The sequence below is a fragment of the Pseudomonas sp. WS 5021 genome, from assembly GCF_012985535.1.
In the GTDB taxonomy this organism is placed as follows: domain Bacteria; phylum Pseudomonadota; class Gammaproteobacteria; order Pseudomonadales; family Pseudomonadaceae; genus Aquipseudomonas.
Window position 1 is genome coordinate 41,732 of the sequence record NZ_JAAQWP010000006.1, and the last position, 23,034, is coordinate 64,765.

At 62.3% G+C, this 23,034-nt stretch carries 22 protein-coding genes; 6 read left to right on the forward strand and 16 right to left on the reverse strand.

The genetic code is table 11. The annotated features are described in order from the left end of the window. Positions 1-12 precede the first annotated feature (12 nt). A complete protein-coding gene (gene tsaE, locus HBO19_RS19200; RefSeq protein WP_169952216.1) occupies positions 13-480 on the reverse strand; it encodes a tRNA (adenosine(37)-N6)-threonylcarbamoyltransferase complex ATPase subunit type 1 TsaE in 468 nt (155 codons plus the stop codon). Continuing rightward, positions 468-1,328, reverse strand: a complete 861-nt coding sequence (locus HBO19_RS19205) for an NAD(P)H-hydrate dehydratase (RefSeq protein ID WP_169952218.1) — start codon at positions 1,326-1,328, stop codon at positions 468-470. Before HBO19_RS19205 ends, tsaE begins: the two co-directional genes overlap by 13 nt. Positions 1,329-1,391: 63 nt before the next feature. On the opposite strand from HBO19_RS19205, the gene queG reads away from it, so the two are divergent. Continuing rightward, positions 1,392-2,471: a tRNA epoxyqueuosine(34) reductase QueG gene (gene queG, locus HBO19_RS19210; protein ID WP_169952220.1), complete on the forward strand. Its 1,080-nt coding sequence runs from the start codon at positions 1,392-1,394 to the stop codon at positions 2,469-2,471. Here queG and HBO19_RS19215 read toward each other — a convergent pair. Beyond that, complete coding sequence (locus tag HBO19_RS19215) at positions 2,453-3,067, reverse strand: trimeric intracellular cation channel family protein (RefSeq protein ID WP_169851492.1); 615 nt, start codon at positions 3,065-3,067, stop codon at positions 2,453-2,455. The two genes, queG and HBO19_RS19215, sit on opposite strands and share 19 nt — an antisense overlap. A 175-nt stretch (positions 3,068-3,242) precedes the next feature. Continuing rightward, positions 3,243-3,785 carry an oligoribonuclease gene (orn, locus tag HBO19_RS19220; protein ID WP_169952222.1) on the reverse strand — a complete coding sequence of 181 codons (543 nt, stop codon included), beginning with the start codon at positions 3,783-3,785 and terminating at the stop codon, positions 3,243-3,245. A gap of 106 nt (positions 3,786-3,891) precedes the next feature. Here orn and rsgA point away from each other — a divergent pair, with 106 nt between their 5' ends. Continuing rightward, positions 3,892-4,923, forward strand: coding sequence for a small ribosomal subunit biogenesis GTPase RsgA (rsgA, locus tag HBO19_RS19225; protein ID WP_099170122.1), 1,032 nt, complete (start codon positions 3,892-3,894; stop codon positions 4,921-4,923). 114 nt (positions 4,924-5,037) lie between these two features. Here the strand turns inward: rsgA and motB are convergent, their stop codons facing one another. Both motB and motA read right to left on the reverse strand, forming a co-directional pair. Then, the gene (gene motB / locus HBO19_RS19230) at positions 5,038-6,060 is read right to left on the reverse strand and encodes a flagellar motor protein MotB (RefSeq protein ID WP_169952225.1); all 1,023 of its coding nucleotides are present in this window, start codon (positions 6,058-6,060) and stop codon (positions 5,038-5,040) included. A gap of 3 nt (positions 6,061-6,063) precedes the next feature. Next, the gene (motA, locus tag HBO19_RS19235; RefSeq protein WP_169952227.1) at positions 6,064-6,915 is read right to left on the reverse strand and encodes a flagellar motor stator protein MotA; all 852 of its coding nucleotides are present in this window, start codon (positions 6,913-6,915) and stop codon (positions 6,064-6,066) included. A 166-nt stretch (positions 6,916-7,081) separates the two neighbouring features. Between motA and HBO19_RS19240 the strand changes: the two genes are divergently transcribed. The 3 genes from HBO19_RS19240 to asd are packed head-to-tail and all read left to right on the forward strand — an operon-like array spanning position 7,082 to position 10,367. Then, positions 7,082-8,617: an HDOD domain-containing protein gene (locus HBO19_RS19240; protein WP_170058093.1), complete on the forward strand. Its 1,536-nt coding sequence runs from the start codon at positions 7,082-7,084 to the stop codon at positions 8,615-8,617. Positions 8,618-8,674: 57 nt separating this feature from the next. Beyond that, positions 8,675-9,490 (forward strand): rhodanese-like domain-containing protein, encoded by an 816-nt coding sequence (locus tag HBO19_RS19245; protein WP_170058094.1) that lies wholly within the window; start codon positions 8,675-8,677, stop codon positions 9,488-9,490. 16 nt (positions 9,491-9,506) lie between these two features. Next, entirely contained in the window at positions 9,507-10,367 is an 861-nt protein-coding gene (gene asd, locus HBO19_RS19250; protein ID WP_169952233.1) for an archaetidylserine decarboxylase, read from the forward strand. 97 nt (positions 10,368-10,464) lie between these two features. Here asd and serB read toward each other — a convergent pair whose 3' ends face one another. After that, entirely contained in the window at positions 10,465-11,679 is a 1,215-nt protein-coding gene (serB, locus tag HBO19_RS19255) for a phosphoserine phosphatase SerB (protein ID WP_169952235.1), read from the reverse strand. Between the two features lie 133 nt (positions 11,680-11,812). Between serB and HBO19_RS19260 the strand changes: the two genes are divergently transcribed. After that, on the forward strand, positions 11,813-13,342 hold the full coding sequence (locus HBO19_RS19260; protein WP_170058095.1) for an AhpA/YtjB family protein: 1,530 nt from the start codon (positions 11,813-11,815) through the stop codon (positions 13,340-13,342). Between the two features lie 171 nt (positions 13,343-13,513). On the opposite strand, the gene HBO19_RS19265 is transcribed toward HBO19_RS19260, so the two are convergent. The 9 genes from HBO19_RS19265 to HBO19_RS19305 form a co-directional block, all read right to left on the reverse strand. After that, a complete protein-coding gene (locus HBO19_RS19265) occupies positions 13,514-14,221 on the reverse strand; it encodes an ABC-type transport auxiliary lipoprotein family protein (RefSeq protein WP_170058096.1) in 708 nt (235 codons plus the stop codon). A 176-nt stretch (positions 14,222-14,397) separates the two neighbouring features. Next, a complete protein-coding gene (gene parC, locus HBO19_RS19270) occupies positions 14,398-16,662 on the reverse strand; it encodes a DNA topoisomerase IV subunit A (RefSeq protein WP_169952239.1) in 2,265 nt (754 codons plus the stop codon). Positions 16,663-16,672: 10 nt separating this feature from the next. Then, complete coding sequence (locus HBO19_RS19275) at positions 16,673-17,194, reverse strand: TIGR02281 family clan AA aspartic protease (protein ID WP_169952241.1); 522 nt, start codon at positions 17,192-17,194, stop codon at positions 16,673-16,675. Next, positions 17,191-18,186, reverse strand: a complete 996-nt coding sequence (locus HBO19_RS19280) for an esterase-like activity of phytase family protein (RefSeq protein WP_169952244.1) — start codon at positions 18,184-18,186, stop codon at positions 17,191-17,193. The genes HBO19_RS19275 and HBO19_RS19280 overlap by 4 nt, the downstream gene beginning before the upstream one ends. Next, on the reverse strand, positions 18,186-20,090 hold the full coding sequence (gene parE, locus HBO19_RS19285; protein WP_169952246.1) for a DNA topoisomerase IV subunit B: 1,905 nt from the start codon (positions 20,088-20,090) through the stop codon (positions 18,186-18,188). The genes HBO19_RS19280 and parE overlap by 1 nt, the downstream gene beginning before the upstream one ends. A 44-nt stretch (positions 20,091-20,134) precedes the next feature. After that, a complete protein-coding gene (locus tag HBO19_RS19290; RefSeq protein WP_170058097.1) occupies positions 20,135-20,743 on the reverse strand; it encodes a YqiA/YcfP family alpha/beta fold hydrolase in 609 nt (202 codons plus the stop codon). Between the two features lie 205 nt (positions 20,744-20,948). After that, a complete protein-coding gene (gene cpdA, locus HBO19_RS19295) occupies positions 20,949-21,764 on the reverse strand; it encodes a 3',5'-cyclic-AMP phosphodiesterase (RefSeq protein ID WP_170058098.1) in 816 nt (271 codons plus the stop codon). Between the two features lie 97 nt (positions 21,765-21,861). Then, positions 21,862-22,311, reverse strand: coding sequence for a DUF1249 domain-containing protein (locus HBO19_RS19300; protein WP_169952252.1), 450 nt, complete (start codon positions 22,309-22,311; stop codon positions 21,862-21,864). Further along, the gene (locus HBO19_RS19305; protein ID WP_169952254.1) at positions 22,302-22,919 is read right to left on the reverse strand and encodes an NUDIX domain-containing protein; all 618 of its coding nucleotides are present in this window, start codon (positions 22,917-22,919) and stop codon (positions 22,302-22,304) included. Before HBO19_RS19305 ends, HBO19_RS19300 begins: the two co-directional genes overlap by 10 nt. Positions 22,920-23,034: the final 115 nt, after the last annotated feature.

Here is a 23,034-nt window from a genome sequence, read left to right on the forward strand (position 1 = left end):
ACCCACCCATTATTAGAATTCCAAAGCCAAAGCGGCGCACCAAGACTCACTGCGCGCGCTCTGGGACAACAATTTCAACTGACGCCCATGGTTATGCGGGGTAATGGTAATGGTCAGGTCAGGCTTTGGCAAAAAGCCTGTGCCCTTGTCCGGCCACTCGATCAGACATAAAGCATCGCCATCAAAGTAATCGCGAATGCCCATGTACTCCAATTCCTCAGGATCCACCAGGCGGTACAGGTCGAAATGGAACGCGCGCAGGTCACCGATCTCGTAAGGTTCTACCAGGGTAAACGTCGGACTTTTCACCGCGCCAGCGTGCCCAAGCCCGCGAATGATGCCGCGCGACAGCGTGGTTTTGCCGGCACCCAGGTCACCCTGCAGAAAAATCAGGCCCACGCCCTGGGTGATCTCGGCAATGCGTTTACCAAACGCCACCATGGCCTCTTCATCGGCAATAAACAGGGTTACTTCAGACACGGTGACTGCTCCTCCAGCAACTGACGAATGGCAGGAATCAGGTCGCTGGCTACCAGGCCGCGACCAAAGGTGCCCTGGCGATCGCCCGCCGTGGCGTGCAACCACACCGCCAGGCTGGCGGCCTCGAACGCCGGCATGCCCTGGGCCAGCAGCGCGCCGGTCAGGCCGGCGAGCACATCCCCCAGGCCCGCCGACGCCATGGCCGGATGCCCCTGGTCACAACGCGATACCCGCCCATCCGGGCTGGCGATCAGGCTGCCAGCGCCCTTGAGTACCGTGACGGCATTGAATTTCTGGCTCAGCGCGCGCGCCACCTTAAGTCGGTCGGCCTGAACCTCGGCTGTCGAAATACCCATCAGCCGCGCCGCTTCCCCCGGGTGCGGGGTGATCACACAATCGGCCGGCAAGGTTACATGGCCTGCGGCCAGCAGGTTCAGCGCGTCAGCATCCCAGACCTGGGGTTGCCGGGCATTGGCCGCCACCGACAGCAGGCTCTTGCCCCACGCCATGTCGCCCAGGCCAGGGCCGATAACAATCACCGAGACTTTTTCCAGCAGGCCCATCAATTGGTTGGCCGAATGCACGCCCCGCGCCATGATTTCCGGCAAGCGGGTCAAGGCCGCCGGGACGTGTTCGCTGCGGGTCGCCAGGGACACCAGGCCAGCACCGCTGCGCAGCGCGCTTTCGGCACTCAGCAACCCCGCCCCGCCAAAGCCATGGTCGCCGCCAATCACCAGGACATGGCCAAACTGGCCCTTGTGGGCCTCTGGGGAACGCGCAGCCAGTTGCGGCAAATGGCCGGGCAACAGGGGCTGAACGTCAGTTATTTCGTGTTTTGTCTGCGGCATGCGTCTTCAAGCTCCGATGTCTGGCAGAATTATACGCATCTAACCTGCGGTTTCTCTCGTCTCATGCCTGCTATTACCACCGATCTGCCCGCCCTCGCCCAATCGATCAAAGACTGGGGCCGCGAGTTGGGCTTTCAACAAGTCGGCATCAGCGGCCTGGACCTGGCCGAGCATGAACAGCACCTGCAGCGCTGGCTCGACGCGGGCTATCACGGCGAGATGGACTACATGGGCGCCCATGGCAGCAAGCGCTCGCACCCTGACGAGCTGGTACCCGGCACCTTGCGCGTGGTGTCCCTGCGCATGGATTACCTGCCCGGCGACACGCAGATGGCGCAACTGCTGGCCCAACCCGAAAAAGCCTACATCTCCCGCTACGCCCTGGGCCGCGACTACCACAAGCTGATCCGCAAGCGCGTGCAGCAACTGGCCGACCGGATCCAGGCACAGATCGGCCCGTTTGGCTTTCGCGCCTTTGTCGACAGCGCCCCGGTGCTGGAAAAAGCCATCGCCGAACAGGCAGGTTTAGGCTGGATTGGCAAAAACACCCTGGTCCTCAACCGCAAGGCCGGTAGCTACTTCTTCCTCAGTGAGCTGTTTGTCGACCTGCCGCTGCCCATCGATCCGCCCCACAGCACCGAACACTGCGGTCGCTGCACCGCCTGCCTGGATATCTGCCCGACCAATGCCTTCGTCGGCCCCTATGTGCTGGACGCCCGGCGCTGCATTTCGTACCTGACCATCGAACTCAAGAGCGCGATCCCCGAAGAGCTGCGGCCGTTGATTGGCAACCGGGTTTTCGGCTGCGATGACTGTCAGATCGTTTGCCCATGGAATCGTTTCGCCCGCCCCTCAGGAGAAAGCGATTTCAAGCCGCGCCACAATCTGGATAACGCCGAACTGGCTGAGTTATTTATGTGGGATGAGGATAAATTCCTCAGCAGCACCGAAGGCTCGCCGCTGCGCCGCGCCGGCTATGAGCGCTGGCTGCGCAACCTGGCCGTGGGCCTGGGCAATGCGCCCTCGAGCATTCCGGTGCTGGAAGCCTTGAAGGCACGCCTGGACTACCCCAGCGAACTGGTTCGCGAACATGTGGAATGGGCGCTGAACCAGCACGCGCTCCGTCAATGTTCGTCGTTGTAGACGAACTTGGGCATTTCCCAGTGAAAGCGGATCGCCAGCAGACGCAATAGAAAACCGCTGAACAAGGTCAGCAGGATCGCCTGCTCGCTGGGCAGTTCGAGGTAGATGCACAGCATGTAGCACCAGGCGGCGAGGAACGACACGCTGGCGTACAGCTCGCGGCGGAAGATCAATGGGATATCGTTACAGAAGATATCCCGCAGGATCCCGCCGAAGACCCCGGTGATCACCCCGCTGACCGAGGCCACCAGCATGCCGTGGCCCATTTCCAGGGCCGTCATGCAGCCGATCAGGGTGAACGCCACCAGGCCCACGGCGTCCAGCGCCAAAAACAGTGAACGCAAATGACGCATCAATGGGGCGATAAAGATCGTCACCAATGCCGCTACCGAGGTCAGCACCAGGTATTCCGGGTGTTTGACCCAGGTGAGCGGGTAGTGGCCAAGCAACACATCGCGTACCGAACCGCCGCCAAGGGCTGTGACGCACGCAATCAGCACCACGCCGAACCAATCCATGCCACGACGGCCAGCCGACAAGGCACCAGTCATGGCTTCGGCGGTGATGGCGATGAGGTAGAGCATCAGCAGCATGATGGCGATCCTTGCAAAGAGGCGCGCAGTCTAATCATTTGGCAGGGGCACCAAAAGGGGGCGGCCAGAAAACCCACGCGAACATCCGTGTAGGAGCCCCGCTTGCCGGCGATGGGGCCCTTGAGGACGCCATCGCCGGCAAGCCGGACTCCTACAGAGGGCACAGCCCTGCTGCAAGTCAGGCCTTGATGAAATGCTTGCGATAGTGCTGCAATTCGGCAATCGACTCGCGGATATCATCCAGGGCCAGGTGGGTGCTGCCCTTGTGGAAGCTGTCCTTGACCTCTGGCGCCCAGCGCGCGGCCAGTTCTTTCAAGGTCGACACATCAAGGTTGCGGTAGTGGAAGTAGCTTTCCAGCCCCTTCATGTGGGTATAAAGGAAGCGACGGTCCTGGCAGATGCTGTTGCCACAGATCGGCGACTTGCCTTTGGGCACCCACTTTTCCAGGAACGCAATCGTCTCGGCCTCAGCCTCAGCCATGCTCACGCGGCTGTCGCGCACGCGCTGGGTCAGGCCCGAGTTGCCATGGGTGCGGGTGTTCCACTCGTCCATGGTGGCCAGCACCGCGTCGCTGTGGTGGATGGCGATCACCGGACCTTCGGCCAAGGTGTTGAGGTTGCTGTCGGTGACAATGGTCGCCATCTCGATGATGACGTCGGTGTCAGGGTTCAGACCGGTCATTTCCAGATCGATCCAAATCAGGTTCTGTGGGTTTTGCATGTCGTGGTTCCTTGGCACCTTGGCGTAGCTGCGCAGTTTAGCAGGCGGGGCGTGCTAGACTCGCGACCGTTTTATCCAACCTTTGCATTATCGACACGGAACACCAATGGCCAAACGCCAGCTCAACCGCCGCCAAAACTGGCGCATCGAAAAGATCCAGGGTGAACGCGCTGCCCGCGCCGCCAAACGTGAATCCTCTGCCGTAGAAGCGCTGGAGGGTGGCGACCTCGGCCCCGAGCAAACGGGCCTGGTAATCGCGCACTTTGGGGTGCAGGTCGAAGTCGAGGCCCTGGAAGGCGAACTGGCCGGCGCAGTGTTCCGCTGCCACCTGCGCGCCAACCTGCCGGCGCTGGTCACTGGCGACAAAGTGGTATGGCGTGCCGGCAACCAGGGTATCGGGGTGATCGTCGCGCAACTGCCGCGCACCACCGAACTGCGTCGCCCCGACAGCCGTGGCCAACTCAAGCCGGTGGCGGCCAACGTCGACATGATTGTCATCGTCTTCGCCCCGCTGCCCGAGCCCCACGCCAACCTGATCGACCGCTACCTGGTGGCGGCCGAACACGCCGGCATCCGCCCGCTGTTGCTGCTGAACAAATTCGACCTGATCGACGAACAGAACGCCCCGGCGCTCAATGCATTGCTCGCGGTGTATCGGCAGTTGGGCTACCCGGTGCTGGAAGTCTCGGCGCACCATGGCAACGGCATGGAACAGCTGCAACAGCAGTTGGACGGGCGCATCAGCGTGTTCGTCGGCCAGTCGGGCGTGGGCAAGTCGTCTTTGGTCAACAGCCTGCTGCCGGAAGTCGAGACCCGCGTCGGCCCGCTGTCGGAACTGTCCGGCCAGGGCACGCACACCACCACCACCGCGCGCCTGTTCCACTTCCCGGGCGGTGGCGAGTTGATCGACTCCCCCGGCATCCGTGAGTTCGGCCTGGGCCACGTCAGCCGTGCTGATGTCGAAGCGGGTTTCATCGAGTTCAACGACCTGATCGGCACTTGTCGCTTTCGCGACTGCAAGCACGACCGCGAGCCAGGCTGCGCCTTGCTCAAGGCCCTGGAAGATGGGCGCGTGCAGCAACAACGGATGAACAGCTATCGCTCGATCATCGCCAGCTTGCCCGAAAGCAGCTATTAAGTTGTAGATGCACGCTTGTGTGGGACCGGGCTTGCCCGCGATGCAGATAACTCGGTGCAACTGATGCACCGAGGTGATGCTATCGCGAGCAAGCCCACTCCCACCTAAGCCGCATCAGCTACCGGCCGGGGCTTCTCCGGGAGCCTTCACCCCACCCTCGTCAAACAAATTCAGCTTCTGGCGCAGCTCGTGGGCCGGCAACGGCTGCTGCTCGGGTGGCAGGGCGTTCGGGTCCACCGGGACTTCACCCGGAGCGCCCTCGCCCTGGGTCGGCACTGGCGGTGGAGTGCCCTGCTCGCCTTCGATGGCGCGCTGGGCTTTTTTGGTCAGCACCACGATGTCGATGCGCCGGTTGATCGGGTTGAATGGGTCCTGGGTATCAAACAACTGCGATGAAGCAAAGCCCACCACCCGCGCCACCTGGGTGTCTGGGTAACTGCCAGCCACCAGGGCGCGGCGGGCGGCATTGGCGCGGTTGGCGGACAGCTCCCAGTTACCGAAATCACCCAGGCCCGAATACGGCTTGGCATCGGTATGGCCGCTGACGCTGATCTTGTTCGGCACCGCCTTGATGGTGTCGGCCATGGCCAGCAGGATGTCTTCGAAGTAGGGCTTGAGGCGCGCACTGCCAGAGTCGAACATCGGTCGATTGGCGTCATCCATGATCTGGATACGCAGGCCGTCCGGGGTGATCTCGAAGTGGATCTGATCCTTGAACTTTTGCAGTTGCGGGTTCTCGTCGACCTTGTTCTGCAGCTCTTGCAGCAACAACTCCAGGCGTTCCTGCTCGACCTGTTCGGCCATGCTCTCGACGGTCTGGCGTTCGATCGGGATGTTTTTCTGGGGCGCTTCGGTCTGGACTTCCGGGTTGATGGTGCGCTCGGGAGCCAATTCTGGCGAACCACCCAGGTCGATCACAAACGGCGTGCCACTCTCGGAGAAGCCGATGGGATCCTTGAAATAACCGGCGATGGCGATCTTCTGTTCCGGCGTCGCAGTGGACATCAGCCACAGCACCAGGAAGAACGCCATCATCGCCGTCGCAAAGTCGGCGAAGGCAATTTTCCAGGCGCCGCCGTGGTGCCCGGCAGCGAAGCGCTTGACGCGTTTGATGATGATTGGCTGGTTGTTTTCCATGGCTTAGCGACCGCGAACTGCTTGTTCCAGCTCGGCAAAGCTCGGGCGGTGCTTCGGATACAGCACCTTGCGCCCGAATTCCACGGCCAGGGACGGCGGCATACCGGAAGCCGAAGCCACCAGCGACGCCTTGATCGCTTCGTAGATATTCAGCTCTTCCTTGGCATCGTGGGCCAGGGAGGTGGCCAGCGGGCCAAAGAAACCATAAGCCGCGAGAATACCGAAGAAGGTCCCCACCAGCGCCGCGCCTACGTGCATACCGATGGCCGCCTGGTCGCCCTCGCCCAGGGACGCCATGGTCACCACGATACCCAGTACCGCCGCGACAATACCGAAACCGGGCATGCCGTCGGCGATGCCGGTCACGGCATGGGACGGGTGCTCCAGCTCTTCTTTCAAGCTGAACAGCTCCATGTCGAACAGGCCTTCCAGCTCGTGCGGGGCCATGTTGCCGGAGGACATGATGCGCAGGTAGTCGCAGATGTAGGCGGTCATGCGCTCGTCCTTGAGCACGGCCGGGTACTTGGCGAAGATCGGGCTCGCTGCAGCGTCCTCGATATCCGCCTCAATGGCCATCATGCCTTCGCGGCGGCTCTTGTTGAGGATCTCGTAGACCAGGCCCAGCACTTCCAGATAGAACGTGTGGGAAAAGCGCGAGCTGAACATGCCCAGCGACTTTTTGACCACGTGCATGGTCATGTAGCCTGGGTTAGCCTGCAGGAAAGCGCCAAACGCCGCACCGCCGATGATCAGCACTTCGAAGGGCTGGATCAGCGCAGCAATTTTACCGTGGGACAGAACGTATCCGCCGAGCACGCTTGCGATGACGACGATGATGCCGATAATTTTAGCCATAGGGGATGAGTACTTGCGCCGTCGGGTTCATGGACATATTCGGAAGATCTAAAAACTCTTCTTCTACTTATCGGCAAAACTGCGCCAGACTATAGCCCGTTAAGGCGAAAAGCCAGTTCGGCCCACTCCGGGCGTGTTGACCGCAAGTGATGATCGCGCCCCAATCATGGCAAACGAAACGACAGTCCCAACTGCAAAACCCAACTCCCTGGCTGGCTGGATCAAGCGTCTGGACGAGGTGCACCTGCCCGTCCCGCAAGCGAGCCACGTTGCGGTGTGCAAAGCCATCGGCGACAGCCGCCGTTCGTTGCGAGATATTGCGGAGCTGATGCAAGACAGCCCGGCGCTGGTCCTGAGCGTCATGCGCGAAGCCAACAACCAGGCCCACGGCAGCCTGGCAGAGCCGGCAGAAAACCTTGAAGTGGCAATCAACCGCCTCGGCCTCAAGCGCACCGAAGAACTGCTCGTGCGCCTGCCGTCGGTGCCGCTCAATGAAATCCCCGTGGCCCTGCGTCAACTGCAACTGATCAGCCAGCACGCCTCGCAACAAGCCAATGGCCTGTTCGCCAGCCGCCTGGCGCGCCTGTGGCAGGACATTCATTGGGGCAGCCTGCTGTTTCTCTCGCCGCTGTGGCCGATGGCCGTGGCCTACCCAAAGCTTTTGGAAGAATGGGAACTGCGGGTGATCCACAAGGGCCAATCGGCACGCAAGGTCGAGCAGGAACTGTTCGGCGTGCGCCTGCTGGAACTGTGCCTGGGGCTGACCGAGGCCTGGCGCTTGCCGATCTGGGTATCCCAGGGCTACCAACTGCTGCTCAAGGAACAACGCTTGCTGGTCAAGGCCCTGCACATCGCCCGCGATGAAGCGCCCTTGAGCCAGCAGCAAAAACTCGATGACGACCCAGCGCTGCGGCGCTGGCTGAACCAGCCGGCCAACACCGTGCTGCTGGCCAATGGCATGGCGCTGGCAGCGCAGGAGTCCTGGACCTGCCCGCACACCCAGCGCTGGCAGTACCTCACCGCACTGTACCTGCAACAACCGCTGGCCGATGTGCAGCAACAGGTGCACCAGCAGGCAGCCATCAGCGCCCGCCATACCTTGACCGCCGGTCTCTGGCACCCAGCGTTGGCACTGATCTGGCCGTGGCATGTGCAGCGGGTGCATCGCGGCCTGCTGCCAGCACCGCCGCCCACCGCCGAATCCCTGGCGGTCTGGCGCAAGCGCTGCAGCGAACTGTTGGTGGAGCCCAGCCGCTTCGCCAACGCCATGCACCTGACCACCTGCGCCAAGGAGGCCCTGGTGGCCAGTGGCATGCAGCGCGTCATGTTGCTGATGGCCGACAAGGCCTTGACCACGCTGCGCGTGCATCAGGTCGATGGCCTGCCCAAGGACGCCGCCAACCTGAGCCTTGAAACCGCACAAAGCACGCTGCTGCAACGCCTGCTGGAGAAGTCTGCGCAGGTGCGCCTTAACCCAGACAATCACGCGCAATTCGCGGCACTGCTGCCGGCCTCATTGCGTCGCCTGTTTGTCGGCGAGCACCTGCTGTTGCGCTCCCTGAGCTGTAACGGCCGGGTGGTGATGCTGATGGTGGCCGACCAGGGTGGCGGGCCGTTCTCCGAAACCACCGTACAGGCCTTCGGTAAAACCGCCCAATGCATCGAGAAAGCCCTGCACTGCTTTACCAACCGCACCACCTGATGCTTGCGTTACAATCGCCCTCTTTTATCGCCCAACCTAGTGCCCGGGAGACCTCACATGCCTGACTTTTCTGGCTTGCCGCTGGTGATCGAGCCCAGCGACCTGCTTGGCCGCCTCGCCGCCGAGCCGTTGATTCTGGTGGACCTCACCAGCGCCGCCCGTTATGCCCAGGGGCATATCCCCGGCGCGCACTTTGTTGATCCCAAACGCACCCAACTGGGCCAGCCTCCGGCACCGGGGCTGCTGCCGGCCAAGGCCGACCTGGAGAAGCTGTTCGGCGAACTGGGCCACACTCCGGACGCCACCTACGTGGTGTACGACGACGAAGGCGGCGGCTGGGCCGGGCGCTTTATCTGGCTGCTCGACGTGATCGGCCACAAAAAGTATCACTACCTCGATGGCGGCCTGCTGGCGTGGCTGGATGAGCAGCACCCGGTGTCCACCGAGGCAACCACCGCCGTGGGTGGGCCGGTCAGCCTGACCCTGCACGACGAGCCCACCGCCACCCGCGAATACCTGCAAAGCCGCCTCGGCGCTGCCGACCTGGGCATCTGGGATGCACGCGGGCCGCTGGAATACTCGGGAGAGAAAGTCCTCGCCGCCAAGGGCGGACATATTCCCGGCGCGGTCAACTTCGAATGGACGGCGGGCATGGACAAGGCGCGCAACCTGCGAATCCGCCGCGACATGCCGCAGATCCTCGAAGGCCTGGGCCTGAGCAAAGACAAAGAAATCATTACCCACTGCCAGACTCACCACCGTTCTGGCTTCACCTACCTGGTGGCCAAGGCGCTCGGTTATCCGCGAGTCAAAGGTTATGCCGGTTCCTGGGGCGAATGGGGCAACCACCCCGACACCCCCGTCGAGATTTAAGGTTTAAGGACAGTTCATGAAAAAGCGTTTGTTTATCCTCAGCCAGTACCTGCTGCCCCACCACCTGCTATCGCGCCTGGCCGGCTGCATCGCCGAATGCCGTGTGCGCTGGTTCAAGAATGCCTTCACCACCTGGTTCGCCAAGCGCTACCAGGTGGATATGTCCCAGGCGCTGGTGGAAGACGTGACCGCCTACGAGCACTTCAACGCCTTCTTCACCCGTGCCCTGAAGGACGGCGCGCGCCCACTGGACCCAACCCCGGGCGCGGTGTTGAGCCCGGCAGATGGCGCCGTCAGCCAGCTCGGCCCGATCGAGCACGGTCGTGTGTTCCAGGCCAAGGGCCACAGTTTCAGCGTGCTGGAGTTGCTCGGTGGCGACGCCGCCGTTGCCGCACCGTTCATGGGCGGCGACTTTGCCACCATCTACCTGTCGCCGAAGGACTACCACCGCGTGCACATGCCACTGGCCGGCACCCTGCGGGAAATGGTCTACGTGCCTGGGCGGATTTTCTCGGTCAACCAGACCACCGCCGAAAACGTGCCGGAACTGTTTGCGCGTAACGAGCGTGTTGTCTGCCTGTTCGATACCGAACGCGGCCCGATGGCCGTGGTATTGGTGGGCGCGATGATTGTGGCGTCGATTGAAACCGTATGGGCCGGGCTGGTGACGCCGCCCAAGCGCGAGCTGAAAACCGTGCGCTACGACGAAGCCGCCCGTGCACCGATCCACCTGGAAAAAGGTGCGGAACTGGGGCGCTTCAAGCTGGGTTCGACCGCTATCGTGCTGTTTGGGCCGGATCAGGTGCAGTGGGCTGAAGAACTGGTGGCGGGAACGCCGGTGCAGATGGGCCAGGGTATCGCGCTGCCAAAAGCCTGATGCAGCCTTCATTGTAGGAGCCGGCTTGCCGGCGATGACGGTGGTGAATCCAACACCGCTATCGCTGGCAAGCCAGCTCCTACATTTTGATCTCGGCTTACAGCTGCCCGTCGCGGTCGCGCAGGCCCAACAGATACAGCACACCGTCCAACCCCAACGTCGAAATCGCCTGCTTGGCCGACTGCTTGACCAACGGCTTGGCACGGAACGCCACGCCCAACCCGGCGATAGCCAGCATCGGCAGGTCATTGGCGCCGTCGCCGACCGCAATGGTCTGCTCCAGACGTAAACCTTCCTTGTGTGCCAGCTCCCGTAGCAGATCAGCTTTGCGCTGCGCGTCGACAATCGGCTCGACCGCCACGCCCGTCACCTTGCCATCCACCACTTCCAGCTCGTTGGCGAACACATAGTCGATGCCCAGCTTGGCCTGCAATTGCTTGGCGAAGTAGGTAAAGCCGCCCGAAAGGATCGCTGTCTTGTAACCCAGGCGCTTGAGTTCGGCGAACAGGGTTTCGGCACCTTCGGTCAAGCGCAGGGAGGCGCCGATAGAGTCGAGGACGCTGACGTCCAGGCCCTTGAGCAGCGCCAGGCGCTCCTTGAAGCTGGCGCGAAAGTCCAGCTCACCCGCCATCGCGCGTTCAGTGATCTGGGAAACTTGCTCGCCAACGCCCGCAGCCTTGGCCAACTCGTCGATGACTTCGGCTTCGATCAGGGTCGAGTCCATGTCGAACACCGCCAGGCGGCGATTGCGACGGAACAGCGAGTCTTCCTGGAAGGCGATATCCACGTTCAGTTCCTGGGCGACGCTAAGGAACTCGGCGCGCAAGGCCTGTGGATCGGCCGGCTCACCGCGCACAGAGAACTCGATACAACCCTTGCCCTGGTCCGCCGGCATGTCCAGCGGCATACGACCCGACAGACGGTCGATATGGTCGATGTTCAAGCCGTATTGCGCGGTGATCGAGCTGACCCGCTGCAACTGTTCGGCGGTGACCTTGCGCGTCAGCAGCGTGACGATGTGGCGTTTCTTGCCTTGGCCGGCCACCCAGTGCTGGTAATCCTCTTCGGATACCGGAGTGAACCGCACCTGCTGATCCAGCTTATAGGCCGTAAACAGGATGTCCTTGAGCACGGACGAAGCCTGCTCGGTATCTGGAATCTCCACCAGAATGCCGAACGACAGGGTGTCGTGGATCACGGCCTGGCCGATGTCCAGAATGGTCACGCCACCCTGGGCCAGGACACCGGTGATGGCTGCGGTAAGACCCGGACGGTCCTCACCTGTGATGTTAATCAGGACAATTTCGCGCAAAGCGCACCCCCGAGCTGGAAAAAAACCGCATTCTACCCACTTTCAGTGACCATCGGGCACAGCCAGCGCTTTGCCGGTCTTGGGCCTGTCGCTATACTGCGCGTCAACTTCACGGACCAAGAGCCGAGCGCAAGTGAACCGGCCCACGCCAGTAAAAACCGATAACTTCTTCCTGCTGATCTTCCGGGCACTGCGCCACCGCCGTGTACCGATCGCATTACGCATTGCCAGCCATAACGTGATCCTGGTCGCCCTGGCCCTGGTGATCTACGCGTGCGTGATGGGTTTGCAGTTCAAACAGGCCATGCACGAGCAAGCCGACGCCCTGGGCGAGAGCTTGACGACCCAGACCGCCACCTCGGCGACCGAGCTGTTGGTGTCCAATGACATCCTCAGCCTCAACGTGCTGCTCAACAACCTGACCAAGAACCCGCTGGTGGCCCACGCCGCCATCTACAGCGTGGACAACCGGATCATGGCCGAAGCCGGGCAACGCCCGAAAAACGGCCTGTTGGGTGAAGCCGAAGGCTTGTACCAGAGCAATATCACGTTTCAGGATGTGAAAGCCGGCCAATTGCGCATCAGCCTGGACATGCAACAGTTCCAGCAGCCGATGACCATCAGCCTGCAAAGCATGGGCATCCTCAGCGCGATCCTGCTGGCCCTGGCCCTGGCCTTGAGCCTGCGTCTGGGCCGGCATATCTCCACGCCCCTGATGCAACTGCGCATCTGGTTGCGCGACATCGACGAACACACCCCGGCCACCGACCGCCAGGATGAGATCGGCGACCTTGCCCGCCAGTTGCACACAAGCTTTGCCCCGGAGCCGGCCGTGCCCGAAGCCAAGCCTGAGTCTGAGCCAGAGTTCGACGACGCCGACTATGACGACGAGCCCGAGTTCGAGGTGCGCAACCTGCGCGACCCGAGCTTCGACGAGTCGGCGCCGGTGGCAGGCCTCAAGCCGCTACCGCGCACCCTCATCAAGGCCGACGAAGACAGCCTGGACGAAGACGACCCGTTTGCCGACCTGCGTGACGAGTCGGCACCAAGCCCGGTGGTCGCGCCCAAACCTGCGAACAGCCAGCCCCAGCACAGCGCGGTATTGGCCGTGCAACTGGGCGCCCAGGAGCAATTGCGCCGCCTGCCACGGGCACGCCTGACCGAGTTGCTGGAACGCTACCGCGACTGCCTTGACCAGGCGGCGTCGCTGTACCAGAGCGAGCTGCACACCCTCAACGATGGCAGCACGCTGATGCTGTTCCACAGCGAAGACAGCGGCGAAGATTATTTGACCAACGCCATCTGCTGCGGTGAGCTGCTGCGCGCCCTGGGCCATGCCTTGCAGATCGAAGTCGCTGACAGCGGCATCACCCTGCAACTGCAACTGGGCCTGACCTTGGGCGACGATCTATATGGCATGAGCCAGATCGACCTGTTGCTGACCGAAAACGCCCAGGATGCCCTGGCCTTGTCGCAACACAGCCGCAACCTGCTGCTGGTGGAGCGCAAGATCAGCGACGACGCCTTGATCCGCCAACGCGCGCGTATCCGCCCGATTGCCAGCCCGGAAGGCGCGTGCTGTGTAGAGCGCTTGATGGAGCCTTACCCGTCGATGCTGGAGCGCCAGCTGGCGCGGATGCATGAGACTCGGAACAAGCCCTAAACAACACTGCGGGCTTGTGTAGGAGCGGGCTTGCCCGCGATGGCGCTGGATCAGTCAATCAAGTGTCAACTGACACTGCGCTATCACGGGCAAGCCCGCTCCCACATTTGATCTGCACCAAACAAAAAGGCCCGCTTACTCAGCGGGCCTTTTATTTGGCTGCGATCCAGGTCAGAACCTGAACACTTCCATATCCGTACGAATCGGCGAAGCCATCGGGATCTTTGGCTTTTCCGGAGCTGCCGGCTTGGCCGGGGCCGGGGCCTGTTTGCGTGGGGCTTCGGCAATCGGTGGCTGGTTGGCCAGCGGCTTGAGGGCTACCGACAACTGCTCAGCCAAACGCTGCAACAACACGCCCTGGGCCTGGACCTGTGAAGCGGTGCTGCCGGCATGTTGCTCCTGCAGATGCACGATGCGGTTGTCCCGTACCTGGCCACGGCGGTCGATCAGGCGCCATTGCGCGTCAAGGATCGCCGGCTGGGAAGCCCCGGAGTCCAGGCGCGTGATGGTCAGCAATACCTGCACATCGGGGGAGAAGCTTGTAGGCGACGGCGACAGCACCACACGCTGGCTGTCCAAGTGGCCAGCCACCTGACGCAACATCAACTGGTTGATATCCGACGACAGGCTACCGGCCCAACGGCCGTCGATGGAGCCTTGCAGGCTGCCATCGTCCTGGCGTTGCAGCAGGGTTTCACGTTGCAGGTAATCGGCAACCACTACCGGCCCGAGCAAGACCGCCATGCCAGCACTTTGCGCTGGCTGCGCCGGATTTCCGCTATCCAGCTGGTACAGCGACACCGGTTGGTGCGTAGTGCAACCCGCCAACCCCAAAAGGCCGGCGAGCATCAAAAATAAAGGAAGGCGTGGAGCAGTCATCATCCCATCCAGGTGGCTGCCACAAGGCAAACCACAATGTAATACTAAAAATAACCTATACGCGCTCAGCCACGCCGGCGCTGGAAAGGCCATATCATCCGTGAATATGCGCCATGACTCCAGCGCGAAAGCGCCGATCTACGCGTTAAATCGTAGATCGGGCGCTCTATATCGCTTTAAGCGGGTGTTTCTACCAGCAATGCATCTACCCGCTGGAAGCCACGGGGCAATTTGTTCCCGCGGCGTCCACGTTCGCCCTTGTAGTGCTCAAGGTCGTCAGGACGCAGGGACAACGTGCGTTTACCGGCCTGCAGCACCAGGGTCGAGCCTTCCGGGATCACCGCGATGTCGGTCACGTACTCTTCGCGACTGGCCACCCGCTCCCCTGGGATACCAATGATCTTGTTGCCCTTGCCCTTGCCCAGTTGCGGCAGGTCGCTGATCTTGAACACCAGCAAGCGCCCTTCGGTGGTCACCGATGCCAGCCAATTGCCCTCGCGGTCCTCGACCGGGCGCGGCAGGATCACCTTGGCGTTGTTCGGCAGGCTCAGCAGGGCCTTGCCCGCCTTGTTCTTGGCCTGCAAGTCCTCACCCTTGACCACAAAACCGTAGCCGGCGTCGGAGGCGATCACGTACAGCGAGTCATCATCGGGCAGCAATACACATTCAAAACTTGCCCCTGGCGGCGGCGTCAGGCGACCGGTCAGCGGTTCGCCCTGGCCCCGTGCAGACGGCAAAGTATGGGCCGGCACCGAATAACTGCGCCCGGTGGAGTCGATAAACACGGCGAACTGGTTGGAACGCCCGGCTGCGGCGGTCTTGAACCCATCGCCCGCCTTGTACGACAAGCCAGTGGCATCAATATCATGCCCCTTGGCAGAACGAACCCAACCCTTTTCCGACAGAACGACGGTAATTTTCTCGTTGGGCAACAGCTCGGTTTCAGTCAGGGCCTTGGCTTCGGCGCGCTCGACAATCGGCGAGCGGCGGTCGTCGCCATAGGTTTCGGCATCTTTGATCAGTTCGCTGCGCACCAGCTTCTTGAGCTTGGCTTCGCTACCCAGCAGCGCTTGCAGCTTGGCTTGTTCCTTGAGCAACGCGTCCTGCTCGTCGCGCAGCTTCATCTCTTCCAGGCGCGCCAACTGACGCAGACGGGTATCGAGGATGTAGTCGGCCTGGATCTCGCTCAGTTCGAAACGCGCGATCAACTCGGCCTTCGGGTGCTCGGCGGTGCGGATGATGTGGATCACTTCATCCAGGTTGAGGTAGGCAATCAGCAAGCCGTCCAACAGATGCAGGCGGCGCTCGACCTTGTCCAGGCGGAACTGCAGGCGGCGGCGCACGGTATTGACCCGGAACTCCAGCCACTCCACCAGCAGGTTGCGCAGGTTTTTCAGCTGCGGCTTGCCGTCCAGGCCGATGATGTTGACGTTGACCCGGTAGCTGGACTCCAGCTCGGTACTGGCAAACAGATGCTGCATCAACACTTCGTGATCGACCCGGCTATTGGTCGGGATGATCACGATGCGGCAAGGGTTCTCGTGGTCGGACTCGTCACGCAAGTCCGCGACTTGCGGCAGCTTCGACGGCTTGGCCTGCATCAGCGCGGCAATCTGTTCCAGCACCTTGGCGCCGGAGACCTGGTGCGGCAAGGCGGTGACGATGATGTCGCCATCTTCGACGTGGTACACCGCGCGCATGCGCACCGAGCCCTTGCCGGTCTCGTACATTTTCAGCAGGTCGGCACGCGGCGTGATGATTTCCGCTTCGGTCGGGTAGTCCGGACCCTGGATATGCTCGCACAGCTGCTCGACCGTGGCCTTGGGCTCATCGAGCAGGCGAACGCAGGCGGTGGCGACTTCACGCAGGTTGTGTGGCGGTACGTCGGTGGCCATGCCCACGGCGATGCCGGTGGTACCGTTAAGCAGGATATTGGGCAGGCGCGCCGGCAAGACCAGAGGCTCGTCGAGGGTGCCGTCGAAGTTCGGGCCCCAGTCTGCCGTGCCCTGGCCCAGCTCGCTGAGCAGCACTTCGGAGTAACGCGACAGCCGCGCCTCGGTGTAACGCATGGCGGCGAACGACTTGGGATCATCCGGCGCACCCCAGTTGCCCTGGCCATCGACCAGGGTGTAGCGGTAGCTGAACGGCTGGGCCATCAGCACCATGGCTTCATAGCACGCCGAGTCGCCGTGGGGGTGGAACTTGCCGAGCACGTCACCGACGGTACGCGCCGACTTCTTGTGCTTGGAGTCCGCGTCCAGGCCCAACTCACTCATGGCGTAGATAATGCGCCGCTGTACCGGTTTCAGGCCGTCGCCGATATGCGGCAAGGCACGGTCCATGATCACGTACATGGAGTAGTTGAGGTAGGCATTTTCGGTGAAGTCAGCCAGCGACCGGCGTTCTACGCCGTCTAAGCTGTCTGCAAGGATGTCACTCATGCGGGCCTCATCATTGTCTGGTCTGGCGCAGCAGCAAGGTGCCGCCACGCTGGGTAAATTCAAGTTGTTTCAATGCGCTCATGCCCAACAGCACTTGCTCGCCACCCAGGCCCGGCGCCACCAGGGCGCGTACGTCCTGCAGGACGATATCGCCCAACTGCAGGCGGTCGAGGTGGGTGCGATAGCCCTGGCTACGGCCGTTGGCGGTGCTCAAGGTCACCGGCAAACCGCGCTTGAGCCCCAGGCGCTCGGCCAACTCGGCCGGCACCGCCACATCGGTGGCACCGGTGTCGAGCATGAAATCCACCGGCTGGCCGTTGATCTGGCCAGTGGCGACAAAATGCCCCTGGCCGTTGCCGACCAGTTTCACTTCTATATAACCCGCGTGTTGCTGCGAGGTGACCACGGCGTTGGGGTTTTCCTGCCGCGCCTCCCATTGCCCAAAAAACCGTGTTGCCAAAAACAGCCCCGCGCCCCAGGCCACGAACATCAATAGGCGTCCAGCGCGCTTGCCGGGCGGTTGCGTGCTCACGGCTGGGCGCTCCAGCCACCGGCCGGGGCGGCAAAACGATAGACCATCGGGCGTTTTTCACCATCGGCCCGGGCGCCGAAATTATTGTCGATGCCAACCCAGGCACCGTCAGCGTCAATCAGCAGCGCTTCCGCCAGCCCGTAACTCTGGGGGTAGCGCCGATTTGGCAGCAGGGCCTCATCGGCGTACGACCAGCACAACTCGACCTTGGCCGTCACGCTGTCGCGCCGGCAGATCTGGAACGCGTTGCGCTCCAGGGTAAACAGCTTGCCGTTGAACAGCGCCAGGTCGGCAAAATCCTTGGACACCGCCCTGGCCCCCGGAAACTGCGCCGGCTGCATTTCCTGGCCGGCTTCGCTCAACAGTACGCATGGGCCATCGCAATCCCAAACGCTTTGCCCGCGCTTGATCGAGATCAGCCCACGCCGCTCGCGCTCGGCCGCCAGCCAGATCTGATTGCCCTCGGGGTTGATCGCCAGGCCTTCAAACAACGCATTGAAGTGCAGCAGCAAACCACTGGCCCGCGCTTCGCGAACCATGCCAGGGGCAATTTTCAGCCACTCTGGATCACCGCTTGCCGGCACCTGCAGCACTGCCGCATGGGCTTCGCTGACGATGTAGCGATTACCTGCGGCGTCACAGCTGATGCCTTCAAAATCCAGGTCGCCGCCGCGTATCACCGACGCTGCCGTGGTGCGCGCGCGCAAGCCCCACGGCAGGCCCGACTCGGGCACTGGTGGCACGTCGAGCTTTACCGTCTCGGCCTGCCAGGTGTCGGCGCGGGTGTCGAGGCGGTAGATCTGGTCGTCGTCGCGGTCAGAGACCGTCCACAACTCCTTGCCACACAACGCCAGGCCCGACAGGTTGCCGCCGCGCATGCCGTCTACCGGGTGTTCGGACAGCAACTTGAGCTCGACCGCAGGCTGGGCAACTGCCTGGGTAGCTGCCAACCCGCTCAACAACAGTATCGCCAGGGCGAAACCGCTGCGCATCAGCCCAATACCTCGGCCAGGTTGCCTTTGGACTCCAGCCAGGCCTTGCGGTCGCCGGCGCGTTTCTTGGCCAGCAACATGTCCATCATTTCCGAGGTGGCGGCGTAGTCTTCCAGGGTCAACTGCACCAGGCGCCGGGTGTTCGGGTCCATGGTGGTTTCGCGCAGTTGCGGCGGGTTCATTTCACCCAGGCCCTTGAATCGGGTGACTTGTGGCTTGCCGCGCTTCTTCTCGGCTACCAGGCGGTCGAGGATGCCGTCGCGCTCGGCTTCGTCCAGGGCGTAGAAAATCTCTTTGCCCAGGTCGATGCGGTACAGCGGCGGCATCGCCACATAGACGTGACCGGCATCCACCAGCGGGCGGAAATGCTGGACGAACAAGGCACAGAGCAAGGTTGCGATGTGCAAGCCGTCGGAGTCGGCGTCGGCGAGGATGCAGATTTTGCCGTAGCGCAGCTGGCTCATGTCCTCGGCGCCTGGATCGACGCCAATGGCCACGGCGATGTTGTGCACTTCCTGGCTGGCCAGCACTTCGCTGCCATCGACTTCCCAGGTATTGAGGATCTTGCCGCGCAGCGGCAGGATCGCCTGGAACTCCTTATCCCGTGCCTGCTTGGCCGAACCGCCGGCGGAATCACCCTCCACCAGGAACAGTTCGGAGCGCATCGGGTCCTGGCCGGCGCAGTCCGCCAGCTTGCCGGGCAATGCCGGGCCCTGGGTGATGCGCTTGCGCTCGACCTTTTTGCTGGCCTTGAGGCGACGGCCGGCGTTGTTGATCGCCAGTTCCGCCAGGGCCAGGCCCAGCTCCGGATGTTCGTTGAGCCACAGGCTGAACGCGTCCTTGACCACACCCGAGACAAACGCCGCGGCCTCGCGGGACGACAGGCGTTCCTTGGTCTGGCCGGAGAATTGCGGCTCCTGCATCTTCATCGACAGCACAAAGGCGATGCGCTCCCAGACGTCTTCCGGCGCCAGCTTCACGCCGCGCGGCAGCAGGCTGCGGTATTCGCAGAATTCACGCATCGCATCCAGCAGGCCCTGGCGCAGACCGTTGACGTGGGTACCGCCCTGGGCGGTGGGGATCAGGTTGACGTAGCTTTCCTGAACGCTGTCGCCACCCTCGGGCAACCACAGCAAGGCCCAGTCCACCGCCTCCTTGTTACCGGCCAGGCTGCCGCAGAACGGCTCGTTGGGCAGGCGTTCGAAGTCGCTGACCGAGTCTTCGAGGTAGGAGCGCAGGCCGTCTTCGTAGTGCCACTCGACCTTTTCGCCGGTGCCTTTGTCTTCAAAACTGACCAGCAAGCCCGGGCACAACACGGCCTTGGCCTTGAGTACGTGCTTGAGGCGGCTGATGGAGAATTTCGGGGAATCGAAGTATTTCGGATCCGGCGCAAAGTACACGCTGGTCCCGGTGTTGCGCTTGCCGACGGTGCCGACCACTTCCAGCTCGGTGGCCTTGTAGCCATCGGCGAAGGTCATCTGGTATTCGTTGCCGTCGCGCTTGACCTTGACCCGCACCTGCGTGGACAAGGCGTTGACCACGGAAATACCCACACCGTGCAAGCCACCGGAGAACTGGTAGTTCTTGTTGGAGAACTTGCCGCCGGCATGGAGCTTGGTGAGGATCAGCTCGACACCCGAAACCCCTTCCTCGGGGTGAATGTCCACCGGCATGCCGCGCCCGTCGTCGGACACTTCCAGGGAGTGGTCGGCGTGCAAAATGACCTGGACCGACTTGGCGTGCCCGGCCAAGGCTTCGTCGACGCTGTTGTCGATGACTTCCTGGGCAAGGTGGTTCGGCCGACTGGTGTCGGTGTACATGCCGGGGCGTTTGCGCACCGGGTCGAGGCCCGAGAGGACTTCGATGGCGTCGGCGTTATAAGAGCTAGCGCTGGGAGTGGCCATGGGGTCTCGTCGTGAGTCGTTCGATTAAAAAGTAACCTGCGGTTTCACAATGCGGTGAAATCGAAGGATTGGTACTGATCTGCGCCAACGCCGGCAAAACTCAACAACGCCGGCAACTGTCGGCCAAAACCCTGGTAACCGTGGTCGCCGCCAGCCTGGATACGCAAGGCACAGGCCCGGTAATACTGCTCGGCGAGGCGATAATCCAGTGTTTCGTCCCCGGTCTGCAACCACACCTGATAGCGCTGGGCATCCTGGGGCGCTGCAACCTCAAGCTCAGCCAGGGCCGCGACGTGATCGTGGGTCAGTTCCCAGGTTTCATCGGTATAGAGGTTCTTCTGGGTGCCCAGGTAACCGTCGAACATGCGATGGGGGCTGACCGCCGGGTTGACCAGCAGCGCCTTGAGGCCATGGCGTTCGGCAAGATGGGTTGCATAGTAGCCGCCGAGTGAGCTGCCGACCAGCAGCGGCCGCCCCAGCTCGCCGATCGCCTGCTCCAGCTGGGCAATCGCCTGGCGTGGGTGGTGATGCAAGGCCGGCACCCGCAGTTGGTCGGCCAGACCGAGACTGTCCATCACGCCCATCAGCAAGCTGGCCTTGGTCGAGGCTGGCGCGCTGTTGAAACCGTGGATATACAAGATCGAAGCGGACATGCCGGGCTCTCCGTGCGTTATCGGCCAAAGGGGCGCAGTTTACAGGGAATGACGCAGTGTGAGCAGGGTTACTGCCGAACGCGGTCTGCCAGGGGTGTGGGAGCGGGCTTGCCCGCGATGGCGCTATATCAGTGATAGATTTGTTGGCTGACCCACCGCAATCGCGGGCAAGCCCGCTCCTACATTTTGGTGTGTGTTTGCAGGTTTAGTAGCCGTTACTGCCGTAATCCACGGTAAAGGTGAAGTCTTTGACCCGCTCTACCCCAGTGTCCAGCCGTCCATCCGGATGCAGACGCAGCCAACGATAGCCTGGCGCCTCTTCACTGACCTTGAAATCCTCACTGCCGGGGGCGAACTGGATGCAGGTCGACGGCGACGCCAGCAAGCGCACGCCATGGCGTTCCCGGTCGATTTCCTGGTGCACATGCCCCCACAGCACCGCCCGCACCTGGGGGAAGCGATCGAGCACGGCGAACAGCGCCTCGGGGTTGCGCAGGCCAATCGGCTCCATCCACGCGCAACCAATGGGCACCGGGTGATGATGGAAGCACACCAGATGATGACGGCCCGGCGCTTCGCTCAAGGCTTGCGCCAGCAATTGCAGTTGCGGCTCGGCCAGATAACCCGGCACCGAGCCCGGCACCGCGGAGTCCAGCAAAATCACCCGCCAGTTGCCCACATCCACCACCGGTTCCAGCACTGCGCTGCCCATGGTCGCCTGGGCCATGACCTGCGGCTCATCGTGGTTGCCCGGAATCCAGCGCGCCGGGACGCCAAGCTGCTGGCTCAGGTCGCGAAACTGCTGGTACGACGCAAGCGTACCGTCCTGGGACAAGTCACCGGTGGCCAGCAGCAAATCAATCTGCGGTTGCTGGGCCCGAACCAGCTCGATCACCCGTTGCAGGCTGTCGCGGGTGTTCATGCCCAGCAGCGTGCCGTCGGCCTCGGCAAACAGGTGGCTGTCGGACAGTTGCACCAGCAACGCCGGCGCATCAGGGTTCACGGTGGATACGCTCGGCAAGGCGTTCTCCCAGGGCGATCACAAAAATGGACAATGGGCGCAATTATGCTGGGGCAGGACACAAAGAGGAAACCCGTGAAGCGTACGCAGTTCACCTCTAGCGCACGACTTCAAACTCATGGCCCAAGGCCAGGCAATGACTCAACCATTCACCGAGGAACACATTGAGCTGTGCTTTCTCATCGGGCTGGTGCATGAACACATTGGGGTAAGGATAAATGCTGCGAAAGCGCCGCGCATGTTCGGCGCTGACCACTTCGGCCATCCGCGCATCGTGATACACCTGCACTTCCAGCTGCGGCACCGGCAGCCATGGCAGGCTGTGCTCCTGGCGCACGCGCAGGGTGCTGGTGTACGGGCAGGTGAGGATGACTTCCAGGTTCAGTACGCCGAGCATCTGGTCGCCGTGGGTCACGGCAATGCGCCGCGCTTGCGGCGTGCGGCGCATGTCTGGCAGCAGGCGCATCAGCCGCGCATAGTTAGCCTCGCAAGCGGCTTGCAAGCCGATCAGGTCGACCCGGTAGCGTTCCCGTGTCTTTACTGCCATAGCCCCCTCACTTCCGCGCGATTAAGCGCAAGCCATTGCAGGGCGATAATGCTGGCTGCGTTGGAAATCTTACCGTCGCGCACCGCTTGCAGGGCATCTTCAAATGCCCAGGTGGTGACGCGGATATCTTCTGCTTCTTCGGCCAGGCCGTGGATACCGCCGGCACCGGTACTGTCGCAACGCCCCAGGAACAGGTGGACGAATTCGGTGCTGCCACCCGGCGAGGGGAAATATTTGGTAATCGGCCACAGCGCCGAGAAGGTCAGCCCAGCTTCCTCCTCGGCTTCGCGGTGCGCAACCTCCTCCGGTTGCTCGTCCTTGTCGATCAGGCCGGCAACCATCTCCACCAGCCAGGGGTTGTCGGTGCGCCCCATGGCGCCCACGCGAAACTGTTCGATCAACACCACTTCATCGCGCTGCGGGTCGTAGGGCAGTACACACACGGCATCGTGGCGCACAAAGACTTCACGATTGATCACCGGGCTCATGCCACCATCGAACAGCTCGTGGCGCAGCTGTACACGATCGAGCTTGTAGAAGCCCTGGTAGGCATTGTCGCGCTGAACGATTTCAATTTTGTTCGGCGTCGATTTCGCACTGTCGGTCATATCAACCCTCGTTTAATACGGTGTGTGTCTGAGCATCGCGCCATCCTACAGCGCCCGCGTGCCTCGGTGCAGCCCCTTTGCAGTTGCCGGGACGGGCGGCGGCGGTCAAACTCAC

Excerpts from the sequence above, each read along its gene's own strand:
- HBO19_RS19205 (WP_169952218.1), bottom strand. The coding sequence starts at position 1,328 with ATGCCGCAGACAAAACACGAAATAACTGACGTTCAGCCCCTGTTGCCC.
- queG (WP_169952220.1), top strand. The coding sequence starts at position 1,392 with ATGCCTGCTATTACCACCGATCTGCCCGCCCTCGCCCAATCGATCAAA.
- orn (WP_169952222.1), bottom strand. The coding sequence starts at position 3,785 with ATGCAAAACCCACAGAACCTGATTTGGATCGATCTGGAAATGACCGGT.
- rsgA (WP_099170122.1), top strand. The coding sequence starts at position 3,892 with ATGGCCAAACGCCAGCTCAACCGCCGCCAAAACTGGCGCATCGAAAAG.
- motB (WP_169952225.1), bottom strand. The coding sequence starts at position 6,060 with ATGGAAAACAACCAGCCAATCATCATCAAACGCGTCAAGCGCTTCGCT.
- motA (WP_169952227.1), bottom strand. The coding sequence starts at position 6,915 with ATGGCTAAAATTATCGGCATCATCGTCGTCATCGCAAGCGTGCTCGGC.
- HBO19_RS19240 (WP_170058093.1), top strand. The coding sequence starts at position 7,082 with ATGGCAAACGAAACGACAGTCCCAACTGCAAAACCCAACTCCCTGGCT.
- HBO19_RS19245 (WP_170058094.1), top strand. The coding sequence starts at position 8,675 with ATGCCTGACTTTTCTGGCTTGCCGCTGGTGATCGAGCCCAGCGACCTG.
- asd (WP_169952233.1), top strand. The coding sequence starts at position 9,507 with ATGAAAAAGCGTTTGTTTATCCTCAGCCAGTACCTGCTGCCCCACCAC.
- HBO19_RS19265 (WP_170058096.1), bottom strand. The coding sequence starts at position 14,221 with ATGACTGCTCCACGCCTTCCTTTATTTTTGATGCTCGCCGGCCTTTTG.
- parC (WP_169952239.1), bottom strand. The coding sequence starts at position 16,662 with ATGAGTGACATCCTTGCAGACAGCTTAGACGGCGTAGAACGCCGGTCG.
- HBO19_RS19280 (WP_169952244.1), bottom strand. The coding sequence starts at position 18,186 with ATGCGCAGCGGTTTCGCCCTGGCGATACTGTTGTTGAGCGGGTTGGCA.
- parE (WP_169952246.1), bottom strand. The coding sequence starts at position 20,090 with ATGGCCACTCCCAGCGCTAGCTCTTATAACGCCGACGCCATCGAAGTC.
- HBO19_RS19290 (WP_170058097.1), bottom strand. The coding sequence starts at position 20,743 with ATGTCCGCTTCGATCTTGTATATCCACGGTTTCAACAGCGCGCCAGCC.
- HBO19_RS19300 (WP_169952252.1), bottom strand. The coding sequence starts at position 22,311 with ATGGCAGTAAAGACACGGGAACGCTACCGGGTCGACCTGATCGGCTTG.
- HBO19_RS19305 (WP_169952254.1), bottom strand. The coding sequence starts at position 22,919 with ATGACCGACAGTGCGAAATCGACGCCGAACAAAATTGAAATCGTTCAG.